6 protein-coding genes are annotated in these 12,913 nt (G+C 47.0%); all 6 read left to right on the forward strand.

What is annotated here, in order from left to right:
- The first annotated feature begins 92 nt into the window (after positions 1-92).
- The 6 genes from rpoB (at position 93) to HXT28_RS00430 (ending at position 12,010) form a co-directional block, all read left to right on the forward strand.
- Complete coding sequence (gene rpoB / locus HXT28_RS00405; protein WP_064347766.1) at positions 93-3,641, forward strand: DNA-directed RNA polymerase subunit beta; 3,549 nt, start codon at positions 93-95, stop codon at positions 3,639-3,641.
- A gap of 131 nt (positions 3,642-3,772) precedes the next feature.
- Complete coding sequence (locus HXT28_RS00410) at positions 3,773-7,792, forward strand: DNA-directed RNA polymerase subunit beta' (RefSeq protein ID WP_064347754.1); 4,020 nt, start codon at positions 3,773-3,775, stop codon at positions 7,790-7,792.
- Positions 7,793-8,204: 412 nt separating this feature from the next.
- On the forward strand, positions 8,205-9,467 hold the full coding sequence (locus tag HXT28_RS00415) for an AMP-dependent synthetase (RefSeq protein WP_422113468.1): 1,263 nt from the start codon (positions 8,205-8,207) through the stop codon (positions 9,465-9,467).
- A gap of 457 nt (positions 9,468-9,924) precedes the next feature.
- The gene (locus HXT28_RS00420) at positions 9,925-10,953 is read left to right on the forward strand and encodes an ORF6N domain-containing protein (protein WP_422113469.1); all 1,029 of its coding nucleotides are present in this window, start codon (positions 9,925-9,927) and stop codon (positions 10,951-10,953) included.
- Positions 10,954-11,390: 437 nt separating this feature from the next.
- Positions 11,391-11,651: a type II toxin-antitoxin system RelE/ParE family toxin gene (locus HXT28_RS00425; protein WP_422113470.1), complete on the forward strand. Its 261-nt coding sequence runs from the start codon at positions 11,391-11,393 to the stop codon at positions 11,649-11,651.
- The gene (locus tag HXT28_RS00430) at positions 11,651-12,010 is read left to right on the forward strand and encodes a helix-turn-helix domain-containing protein (RefSeq protein WP_422113669.1); all 360 of its coding nucleotides are present in this window, start codon (positions 11,651-11,653) and stop codon (positions 12,008-12,010) included. Before HXT28_RS00425 ends, HXT28_RS00430 begins: the two co-directional genes overlap by 1 nt.
- Positions 12,011-12,913: the final 903 nt, after the last annotated feature.

Raw genomic sequence — 12,913 nt, forward strand, 5'->3', positions numbered from 1 at the left:
TTGCCGCGAATTTCTTTAGTTTTCAAAGATTACAAGATTAAATAGTTAACTAGCGAGTGATAAAGGAACGTCCATTGGCTGCTGAACAAGCTATGACGAGCACCACGAAAGTCATCGCACGTGCTGACGAGCATGATATTAAGTTGCACAAAGCGTCAGATCGTGTGAATTTTGGCTCTATTTGTGAGCCTATTGATGTGCCATACCTCCTCGGCGTGCAAACCGACAGCTTTGATTGGTTGATTGGTTCTGAACGCTGGAAGAAGCGCGTTGCTGAAGATGAGGCAAACGGAACTCATACCGTACCTCACGTTTCCGGTCTTGACGAAGTCTTCCAAGAGATTTCCCCAATTGAGAATTTCGCTGAGACCATGAGCCTCACATTCTCTGACCCATACTTTGAAGAACCACGTCACACTGTGCTTGAGTGCAAGGAAAAGGATTACACCTATTCTGCTCCACTGTATGTGAACGCTGAGTTTGAAAACGGCGAAACTGGCGAAATTAAAAGCCAGACTGTTTTCATGGGTGATTTCCCACTGCAAACACCACACGGTACCTTTATTATTGGCGGCACCGAGCGAGTAATCGTTTCGCAGCTTGTGCGTTCTCCAGGTGTGTACTTCGATCGCACGCAAGATCGCACTTCCGACAAGGATGTTTTCGGCGCGAAGATTATCCCAAGCCGCGGTGCATGGTTGGAATTTGAGATTGATAAGCGCGACGTTTTAGGCGTTCGTGTTGATCGTAAGCGCAAGCAGTCTGCAATCGTATTCCTTATGGCTATCGGTATGACCAAAGATGAGATTGCCGACGCTTTCCAAGGCTATCCACTCGTTTTGGATGCGCTCGCAAAGGAACCAATCGAAACGCAAGACGATGCACTTACCGATTTATATCGTAAGATTCGCCCAGCAGATACTGCAACTCCAGAAGCTGGTCGCAATCTTCTCGATTCCTTCTACTTCAATACGAAGCGTTATGACTTGGCTCGTGTTGGTCGTTACAAGATCAACCGCAAGCTCGGTATTGAAGCCGACTACGCTGATCGCAGCTTGAATCGTGAAGATATTATCGCCACTATCAAATATTTGGTAACCTTACACTCCGGTGAGAAAACCTTCCCAGGTAAGCGCGATGGTCAAGATGTGCAGTTGCGCGTTGATGTTGACGATATTGATCATTTCGGCAACCGTCGTATTCGTCAGGTTGGCGAGCTTGTGCAGAATCAGCTTCGTACTGGCTTAAGCCGCATGGAGCGCGTTGTGCGCGAACGTATGACAACTCAGGATGCGGAAGCAATTACTCCTCAGTCCTTGATTAACATTCGCCCAGTAAACGCAACTATTAAGGAATTCTTCGGAACTTCCCAGCTTAGCCAGTTTATGGATCAGAACAATCCTTTGGCAGGCGTTACGAACAAGCGTCGTCTTTCCGCACTTGGTCCTGGTGGTCTTTCTCGCGATCGCGCTTCCATGGAAGTTCGAGACGTGCACCCATCCCACTTCGGACGTATGTGCCCAATCGAATCCCCAGAAGGTCCAAACATCGGTCTTATCGGTTCTTTGGCAACCTTCGGACGCATCAACCCATTCGGCTTCATCGAAACGCCATACCGCAAGGTTGTGAATGGTCATGTAACGAATGAAGTTGAATACATGACTGCAGACCGCGAAGCCGAACACGTTATTGCTCAGGCAAACCAGGAACTCGACGAAAACGGCAACTTCGTAGGCACTCAAGCACTTGCTCGTGTGGACGAAGAAGAAGCAGTCGATGTGCCTGTAAGCACTGTAGATTACATGGATGTTTCCCCTCGTCAGATGGTTTCCCTCGGCGCTTCCTTGATTCCATTCTTGGAACACGACGAAGGCCACCGTGCATTGATGGGTACGAACATGCAGCGTCAGGCTGTGCCGCTGATTAAGTCCGAGCGTCCGCTTGTTGGCACCGGTTCCGAATGGCGTGCTGCAGTTGATTCTGGCGACGTAATCTTGGCAGAAAAGCCTGGTGTAGTAATCTATGTTTCTGCAGATATTATTCGCGTTATGAACGACGATGGAACTCAGTCCAGCTACAAGCTTTCTAAGTTCCAGCGTTCCAACCAAACTACCTGCTACAACCAAGTGCCGCTTATTAAAGACGGTGAGCGCGTAGAAGCTGGTACTGTACTTGCAGATGGTCCTGCAACCGAAAAGGGTGAACTTGCATTGGGTAAGAATTTGCTCGTTGCGTTCATGCCTTGGAATGGTTACAACTACGAGGATGCTGTGATTATTTCCCAGCGTCTTGTGCAAGACGATACGCTTTCTTCCATTCATATTGAAGAGTACGAAATCGACGCTCGCGAAACTAAGTTGGGTGCTGAAGAAATCACGCGCGACTTACCAAACGTTGGTGAAGACGCAATTGCAAATCTCGACGAGCGCGGTATTATTCGCATCGGTGCTGAGGTTGAAGCTGGCGATATTTTGGTTGGTAAGGTAACTCCTAAGGGTGAAACCGAGCTTACTCCAGAAGAGCGTTTGCTCCGCGCAATCTTCGGCGAAAAGAGCCGCGAAGTGCGCGATACTTCGTTGCGCGTACCGCACGGCGAAACTGGTACTGTGATTGCAGTGAAGGAAATCACCCGCGAAGACGCTGAGGACGACGGTGACGAGCTTCCAAATGGCGTGAACCAAATGATTCGCGTTTACATTGCTCAGCATCGTAAGATTACGCAAGGCGATAAGCTTTCCGGTCGTCACGGCAACAAGGGTGTTATTTCCCGCATTCTTCCAGAAGAAGATATGCCATTCTTGGCTGACGGTACTCCAGTTGACATTATGCTTAACCCGTTGGGCGTGCCTTCTCGAATGAACTTGGGTCAGGTGCTCGAGCTTCACTTGGGTTGGATTGCTCACGCTGGTTGGGATATTAACCTGGATCCAGATCTTGAAGCAGCTTGGAAGAAGTACGTTCCGCAGGGTGCTGAACATGGTGATCCTGGTACTCCAGTTGCAACGCCAGTATTCGACGGCGTGCGTCCAGAAACGTTGAAGGGCTTGCTTTCTACAACTCTCACCAATCGCGATGGCGACAAGCTTGTTGGTTCCGATGGTAAGGCAACGCTGTTTGATGGTCGTACTGGTGAGCCATTCCCGAAGCCAATTTCCGTGGGCTACATGTACATTTTGAAGCTGCATCACTTGGTTGATGATAAGATTCACGCGCGTTCCACTGGCCCTTACTCCATGATTACCCAGCAGCCGTTGGGTGGTAAGGCTCAGTTCGGCGGCCAGCGCTTCGGCGAAATGGAAGTGTGGGCGCTCGAGGCTTACGGCGCTGCTTACACATTGCACGAAATGATGACTACGAAGTCCGATGACGTCGACGGCCGCGTGCGTGTATACGGTGCTATCGTCAAGGGCGATAACCTGCCACCAGCTGGCATTCCTGAATCCTTCAAGGTGTTGCTTAAGGAAATGCAGTCGCTTTCACTTAATGTTGAAGTGTTGAACGCTGAAGGCGTTGCGATTGACATGAAGGACGAAGAGGACGATCCAGTTTCATCCTCCGACGATCTTGGCTTCAATATTGGCGCTCGACCAGATTCGTCCGCCAAGGAAGACCAGATTGCTGTTGAACCTGAATACCAGTGATTCTGCAAGAAGTGAGTAACGGCGCTTCTCAACAAATCAACATTTGCTTAGAAGCGCCCTTGCTGGTAACACTTGCTTAGAAACACCTTTTAAAAAACGTATAAAACAATTTCACAGACAGGACGATAAGAGTGCTGGACGTCAACGCATTTGACAAACTGAGGATTGGACTGGCAACCGCCGACGACATCCGTAGCTGGAGCCACGGCGAAGTAAAGAAGCCAGAAACTATTAATTACCGTACCTTGAAGCCGGAGAAAGACGGTCTGTTCGGTGAGCAGATTTTCGGTCCAACTCGCGACTGGGAGTGCGCATGCGGCAAATACAAGCGTGTGCGCTTTAAGGGAATCGTGTGCGAGCGATGCGGCGTGGAAGTTACCCGCAGCCGTGTTCGCCGCGAACGCATGGGACATATTGAGCTTGCAGCTCCAGTGACGCACATTTGGTTCTTCAAGGGTGTGCCAAGCCGTTTGGGTTACTTGCTCGACATTGCACCAAAAGATCTTGAAAAGGTAATCTACTTCGCAGCCTACATGGTTACGAAAGTCGACGAAGAACAGCGTCATCAAGATCTTCCAGATTTGCAAGACGAATTCGATACTGAAATCGGCAACCTTCGCAAGCGCCGCGATAACGAAATTGAAGCGCGCGCAAAGAAAGTCGAAGAAGATTTGCACGAACTGGAAGAATCTGGCGAAGGCAAAGGTGCTGCTCGTGCTAAGTTGCGCGCCAGTGCTGAGCGCGAGATGTCTGCTATTCGCACCCGTTATGATGAGCAAATTCAGCGTTTGAACGCTGTGTTTGATCGTTTCAAAGGTTTGCGTGCCGGCGATATGGAAGGCGACGTTGACTTGTGGCGCGAGATGGAAGATCGCTACGGTGACTACTTTGAAGGCTGCATGGGTGCTGAGGCCATTAAGAAGCGTTTGCAGGACTTCGATTTGAAGTCTGCTGCAGAGGAACTTCGCGCAGAAATTGACAGTGGCACTGGTCAGCGCAAGGCTCGCGCTTTGAAGCGATTGAAGGTAGTCAACGCATTCCTAACTACTGGCAACAAGCCAGAAGCAATGGTTTTGGATGTGATTCCAGTAATCCCACCGGATTTGCGACCAATGGTTCAGCTTGACGGTGGTCGTTTCGCAACCTCCGATTTGAACGATTTGTATCGTCGCGTCATCAACCGTAACAACCGTTTGAAGCGACTTATTGAGCTTGGTGCTCCTGAAATCATGCTTAATAACGAAAAGCGCATGCTTCAGGAAGCAGTTGACTCGCTCTTTGACAACGGTCGCCGCGGTCGTCCGGTAACCGGCGCATCCAACCGACCATTAAAGTCACTTTCCGATATGCTTAAGGGTAAGCAGGGTCGATTCCGTCAGAACTTGCTCGGTAAGCGTGTTGATTATTCCGGCCGTTCCGTAATCGTCGTTGGCCCAAGCCTTCGCATGCATCAGTGCGGTTTGCCTAAGCCAATGGCGTTGGAGCTGTTCAAGCCGTTCGTAATTAAGCGTTTGGTAGATCAGGGCTTCGCACAGAATATGAAGAGCGCCAAGCGTTTGGTTGACCGCGGTGACTCTGAAGTGTGGGGCGTTTTGGAAGAAGTTATTTCCGAGCATCCTGTGCTGCTGAACCGTGCACCTACACTTCACCGCTTGGGTATTCAAGCATTTGAGCCAATCTTGGTTGAAGGTAAAGCAATCCACCTGCCACCACTTGCCTGCGCAGCATTCAACGCAGACTTCGATGGTGACCAGATGGCAGTGCATCTTCCGCTTTCTGCCGAAGCTCAAGCTGAAGCTCGTACTTTGATGATGGCTTCCGACAATATCTTGAAGCCAGCAGACGGTCACACCGTTACCATGCCATCCCAGGATATGATTTTGGGTCTTTACTACTTGTCTACCGTAATCGAGGGAGCCAAGGGTCAGGGCCGCATCTTCTCCTCGCTCGCCGAAGCTGAAATGGCGCTCGACAAGCACGAAATTGACATGCAGGCTAAGGTGTTGATTCGCGTTCCTGCAGACTTCGTGCTGCCAAAGAATTGGGAACCTGCTGAAATTAAGGTCGTTGACCCTGAGCCAGGTAGCCCAGACGTTGTACGCGAAGAACGCTTTAAGGACGGAACAGTACTGTTTGCAACTTCTTGCGGACGTATTTTGTTCAACGGAACTTTGCCAGTCGACTATCCGTTTGTTAACGAACAGGTACCAAAGGGCGTACTCTCCAAGATTGTCGACGATATCGCAACACGCTACTCTACAGCGCAAGTGGCGGCAAGCCTTGATGCTTTGAAGGATCTCGGCTTTACGCGCGCACCTTGGTCTGGCGTAACAATGGCATTCTCCGACATTGTGCTTCCTCCAAATCGCGAGCAGATTGCGCAAGATTACGAGGATCAGGCTGCAAAAATCAACTCTCAATACGATATGGGTCTTCTTACAGACGAAGAGCGTCGTCAAGAGTTAATCAACTTGTGGACCGAATGCACCGACAAGGTCGCAGACGCAATGCGCGAAAACTTCCACGATGACAACAACGTGAACATCATGGTTCAGTCAGGCGCACGTGGTAACTGGATGCAGATTCGCCAGATTGCAGGTATGCGAGGTCTTGTGGCAAACCCTAAGGGTGAGATTATTCCTCGACCTGTTAAGTCAAACTACCGCGACGGCTTGTCTGTGTTGGAGTACTTCATCTCCCAGCACGGCGCTCGTAAGGGCTTGGCAGATACCGCACTTCGTACGGCAGAATCTGGCTACTTGACTCGTCGACTCGTGGACGTTTCGCAGGAAGTTATTGTTCGCGAAGAAGATTGCGGCACGAAGCGCGGTCTTATGATGAAGATCGCTGATCGCGACGAAAATGGCAATTTGACGCTTGTTAAGGCTGCTGATGGTGGTCCATACTCGCGCTTGCTTGCTGCAGATGTTCTCGATCCTGCTGACGGTACAACAGTTTTGGCAAAGTGCGGAGATGCGCTTTCTATGGACGTGTTGCGTGATTTGGTTGCGCATGGCGTTGAGGAAGTTAAGGCGCGTTCTGTGCTTACTTGCGAATCCAAGCGCGGTGTTTGCGCAAAGTGCTACGGCTGGTCCTTGGCTACGAGCCGACTCGTGGATGTTGGCGAAGCTGTTGGTATTGTGGCAGCACAGTCCATTGGTGAGCCTGGTACGCAGCTTACGCTTCGTTCCTTCCACTCCGGTGGTGTTGCTTCGGCTTCCGATATTACGCAGGGTCTTCCTCGTGTTACGGAGCTTTTCGAGGCTCGTACTCCTAAGGGCGAGGCTCCAATTGCTGAGTTCCCAGGCGTTGTGAAGGTTGAGGATACTGACCACGGCCGTCAGGTGACTTTAACTCCAGACGACACTACGGTTGAGCCAATCGTTTACCCAGTGACGCGTCGTGCGCCAATGCTGGTTAAGGACGGCGACCACGTTGAAGTTGGTACGCAGTTGATTGAGGGTTCTGTGGATCCTAAGAAGATTCTGCGTATTCTTGGCCCACGTGCAGCTCAGGTGAATATCGTGGAAGAAGTGCACAACGTGTACCGTTCTCAGGGTGTAGATATTCACGATAAGCACATTGAAGTTATTGTGCATCAGATGCTTCGCCGCATTACGGTGATTGATTCTGGTGATACGGATCTTCTTCCAGGTGAACTTGTGGATCAGGCAAAGTTCCGCGAGGCAAACTTGGCTGCTGTGAAGAACGGTGGTAAGCCTGCTGCTGGTCGACCAGAGCTTATGGGTATTACCAAGGCTTCGTTGGCTACTGACTCTTGGCTTTCCGCAGCATCCTTCCAGGAGACTACGCGCGTGCTTACTGAAGCCGCCTTAAGCCAGAAGGAAGATGACCTTAAGGGCTTGAAGGAGAACGTGATTATCGGTAAGCTCATCCCAGCTGGTACTGGTTTGGCGCGTTACCGTAACGCTAAGGTAGAGCCAGATCCTCAGATTCGCGACTCCATTTACCCGAACTTTGGTTTAGGCGGTGCTGATAGCACGCCATCGAACTTCGGTGAAAGCGATATGGGTGATGTTGACTTCTCCAACATTGATTTTGGTGATATGAAGCTCGGCGACGACTTTAATCCAGATGACTTCCTTGATGATCAAGGTGGTCAGGGCGATTATGGCGACGAAGCTGAGTGATTGCGCTAATCTGATATAAATGGGGCTTCAAGCTTTCGGGCTTGAAGCTCCTTTTTTGTTGCTGGACATATTGCGTTCTGCATTAGTAACGTATAATGCAGATTTTTCGTTACTGGTGCAGATTGCGTTCTGCATTAACAACGTATAACAGCGTTTTTTCGTTACTTGCGCAGTTGGTGTTCTGCATTAGCAACGTATAATGCAGATTTTTAGTTACTTGCGCAGTTGGCGTTCTGCATTAGCAACGTATAATGCAGATTTTTCGTTACTTGCGCAGTTGGCGTTCTGCGTTAGTAACACATGAATCATCCTTAAATACCTTTTAACCACAATGCTGTAAATTTATTGTTTATGTATCGTATTCTCAAATAACCTCAGTAGTATGCCTAAAACTAACAACGAAATGATACGTATGATAAGAGACGCTGAAATAGAGCATAGATGCATCATACCTATTCACGCAGCTCAAAAACAATATGCATACAGACGCGTGAAAAACGGCACTTTTGTGCGCACTTTTCGCAATCTTTACGCGCAAACTGAATATTGGGGAAAGCTGTATACTCCAGAACGTATACGTCATATAGTGCTTTCTTTGATGGAGCTTTACCCGGATTGGAAGTTTACGGTTACGAGTGGGGCAGTGTTATTTGGCTATAACGTTGTGGAAGATTACGATGTGCTGTTTGCTGGTGGCGAATATGATTCACAGAATAGTAATCTTCAAACGCAGCCAACGCAGATTTATATTCGCTCCAAAACTAATAAGTCTGCGCACGACAATCCGCAATTGCATCGTATTCGCGCGACCGGTAGGGAGCAGGATGCTACGAGTGACGACGTGCGCATTGAGCAACCAAGTCGCAAGTATGGTGGGCGTCTTGTTACGCTTCCGCATTTTAGCGATAGGGTAAGTTACGAGATTAGAAGTCATGTTGTTGACAAAAGTACGCTGCTTTTTGATTCTGCTAACAGTTTGAGTTTTAGGTCTGCTTTGCCGATTTTTGATTCTGCTGCGCGCGATAATGTGAATTTTAATAAGGTGATTGAGATTTGTGAAAGTAGATATTGCGGTTGCGGTAACTGCGGTGTTGGCGGTGTTGGCGGTGTTGGCGGTGTTGGCGGTGTTGGCGGTGTTGGCGGCAGTGGATTTTGTGTTAGCAGTGTGGTTGGCGCTGGTAGTGATGCGGATTCGCTTTTTCGATTGCGTCGTCTTTGCTGTTTTGCGAACGGATTAAGTGAGAATGGTGGCGAGTCTTTTGCGCGCGGAACGATGATTGATCTTGGGTTTATGGTGCCGGAGTTGCAGCATGAGTTTGTTGTGTCTAATACGGGGTACAAGTATCGGTGTGATTTTTTGTGGCAGCTTCCGGGCGGTGGGCTGATTGTTGGTGAGCTTGATGGGTATGGGAAGTATTTTGTTGATTCGAGCAATGCGGCTCATGTGAATATTGATTTCAATTCTTCGGCTGATAATCAAATGTTGCGTAATTCCTACAATCAGGCCGCTATTAATCGCAATATTGATAGACAGGCTGAGCGTGAGTCGAGGCTGATGAGGGAGTGCGGTGTGAGTAAGATTGTCCGTTTTAATTTTGCAGATGTTGTTGGCATTAAGAATCTTGAGCGTAAGCTTGTTGAGGCTGGTGTGCCGCGTATTATGCGCGTTGGATGAGAGCGAGCGCTTAGAGCGCGCGGTGTTGTTGTTTTTCGTTGCTGGTGTAGATTGCGCGCTGCGTTAGCGCTTTGACCGAGCTTGAAATCATTGGGATTTCAAGCTCTTTCAAAGCGGGAACTCGCTTAAGTTGGAAGTCCGGGGGACTTCCAACGCGAGTTTCGTAAGTGAGCACGTTATCCGTGCGAACGTCACCGTTTTTTCGTTGCTGGTGTAGATTGCGCGCTGCGTTAGCGCTTTGACCGAGCTTGAAATCATTGGGATTTCAAGCTCTTTCAAAGCGGGAACTCGCTTAAGTTGGAAGTCCGGGGGACTTCCAACGCGAGTTTCGTAAGTGAGCACGTTATCCGTGCGAACGTCACCGTTTTTTCGTTGCTGGTGTAGATTGCGCGCTGCGTTAGTAACGTATGGTTGGCGAATTGGGAAAGATATTTAGATAATGTTGGAGGTTTATTTCATGGCAGAAGAAAACAGAGAAATTGTAGTGATAGATGAAAGTACAGTGAAAAGTAAGATTCACTATATAAGAAATCAAAAGGTTATGCTTGATTTTGAACTTGCTGAAATATATGGATATGAAACAAAAACATTTAATCAGCAAGTAAAGAATAACATAGAAAAATTTGATGAAGATTTTAGATTTCAACTTACAAAAGATGAATGGGAATTTTTGAGGTCAAAAATTTTGACCTCAAAATCAGATGAAGGTTCAGGTGGTAGAAGATATATGCCTTATGCCTTTACGGAACAGGGCATCTATATGCTTATGACTGTATTAAGGGGAGAGCTGGCAGTTAAACAGAGCAAGGCTTTAATACGAATGTTTAAGCAGATGAAAGACTTCATTGTTGAAAATAGAGACTTTCTTAGTTCAAAAGAAATGACGCAACTGTTATTGCAAACAAGTCAAAATACAAATGACATAATGCAGCATTCAAAAGAAATAGCAAATATAAACGATAAAATTAGCACCTTGGCAACAAAAGAAGATTTGAAAAAGGTAATGGATAATTTTATAGATCCGGACACCTACAAGCATTTTCTTTTGATGAATGGAGATAAGATAGAAGCAGATGTTGCATATACAAAAATATATAAGTCAGCAAAGAAAAGCATTTATGTTATAGATAATTATATAGGGCTTAAAACATTGGAACTTTTAAGGGCTGCAAGAGATAACGTACAAATCGTAGTTTTTAGTGATAATGTAAGAAATAAAGATATGCTTACGAAAAATATTTTAGATGATTTTAGAAAAGATTATCCTAACATAGACCTGAATCTGAAGGTATCCGATAAAAAATACCACGATAGATATATTGCACTAGATTTTGGGTCAGAAAATGAGGCCTTTTATCTTTGTGGAGCATCATCAAAGGATGCGGGAAATAAAATATCAAGTATTACCAGGATAGAAGAATTGTCGAAGGATATGTATCATGCAATGTTTGAGGGAATGTTAAACAATAAGAATTTGAAAATTTAATACACAGAGAACAAAGTAGATAGTTGTATGAGCTTTAAGCAAGACGGTAGAAATAAAAATCTATCGTCTTTTTAATTACTGCAAATTAGAGAGCGCGTGTTTTCTGCGTTAGTGTCTGATTTTGCTTGTTTTGGGACACTGGCGCAGTTTGTGTTCTGCGTTAGGGTCTCTGGTGGTCGATTATCGGACACTGGCGCAGTCGTCGCGCTGCGTGCGTGTCTGATTTTGCTTATCTTCGGACACTGGCGCAGTATGCTTTCTGCGCGCGGGTCTCTGGTTGCCTGTTTTGACAAGGTGTGCATATACGGATTATGCTATATATAACATAAATAGGGGGTTGGGGGGAATTGTTTGATGTGATTTTTTACAGTGATGAGGATGGTGATAAGCCAGTACGCGAGTTTATTAAAAGTTTGGATGTCAAGTTGTGAGCGAAGGTGGTTTCGGATTTGCATCGCTTGGAGATGCTAGGAAGTGATGCAAGGGAGCAGCTTAGTAAGCATGTTGGCAACCATATTTTTGAGCTTCGCACTATTTTAGGTAGCAACATAGTGCGTATTTTGTACTTTTTTGATGCGGATAAGATTATTGTTGCCACCAATGGATTTGTTAAAGAGCAGCAGAAAACTCCGCGTAGTGAAATATTGGTAGCTATGCAGAGAAGGGCTAAATATTTTAATAGAAAGATAGACTTGTGATGAAAAATCAAGAGTTGCAGGAAAATCAAGAGTTGCAGGAAACGCGCGTAGTGCAGGGAACGCGAGTGAATGATTTGCAGGAGCTTACTGACGAGCTTATGAAGGATCCCGAGTTCAAGAAGGAGTATGATGCGCTTCAGCCGGAAAGAGATTTGACTATGTCGCTTGTGATGGCGAGGAAAAAGGCTGGTTTGACTCAGGCTGAGCTGTCGGAAAAGACGGGTATAAGTCAGTCGGATATTAGCAGGTTGGAAAATGGTTCAAGGAATCCGACTATTGCGCTTTTGAATCGTATTGCGAATGCTTTGAACGTGACTTGCAGGATTGAGTTTGTACCGAATACGCGACGACCTGCTTGAGCGCGTTATCCGTGCGAACGTCACCGTTTTTTCGTTACTGGTGCAGTTGGCGTTCTGCGTGAGCGCTTTGACCGAGCTTGAAATCATTGGGATTTCGAGCTCCTTCAAAGCGGAAACTCGCTTAAGTTGGAAGTCCGGGGGAGACTTCCAACGCGAGTTTTGTAAGTGAGCACGTTATCCGTGCGAACGCTTTTCTGTTCTTTCGTTACTGGTGCAGTTGGCTTTCTGCGCGAGTAACGTATAATTCTGTTTTTTCGTTACTGGTGCAGTTGGCTTTCTGCGCGAGTAACGTATAATTCTGTTTTTTCGTTACTGGTGCAGTTGGCGTTCTGCGCGAGTAACGAATATTGACGTTTTTTCGTTACTGGCGCAGTATGGTTTTTGCGCGCGTGTCTGATTGCTTATGGTGCGCTTATGTAGTAAAAATATCGATTTTGGGGTAGATTACAGTAATAAAAAATATCGATTTTGGGAAGAAAGGCGGAATTGCAACGGTTTACGAAGGTAATACGTCAGCTAAAACTCATTGTAATCTTATGCGATAGCTCCTGCACTAAATCTCGCACTAAATGATTTTGTAGATTGGCTGTTTGTTGATTGCCGTAATGAACGCTTTTCTTTGCATCTCCAGATCGCCGCCATCGCAAAGTGGTTTCGTTACGTAATCTTTGTTTACAAGATCCACTTTTCTTCCTAAACATTCGGACAGAGCTAAGCGTAATCGTTTGCGCGCTTGCGTGGTGTTTGGCTGGCGGGTTTATATATGTGGCTGTGGGAGATAGTTGTTTTTTGAGTTGCGATTTTTGTTTTCGTTGTGCTTGAGTTTCGTCTATGAGTTTTGGCTAGTGTGTTTGGTTTTTGGTGTTGTGAGGTCAAGGAAATTTCAGCATCGTGCGTCCCGTC

Source organism: Gardnerella washingtoni, from assembly GCF_049262705.1.
Classification (GTDB): Bacteria; Actinomycetota; Actinomycetes; order Actinomycetales; family Bifidobacteriaceae; genus Bifidobacterium; species Bifidobacterium vaginale_D.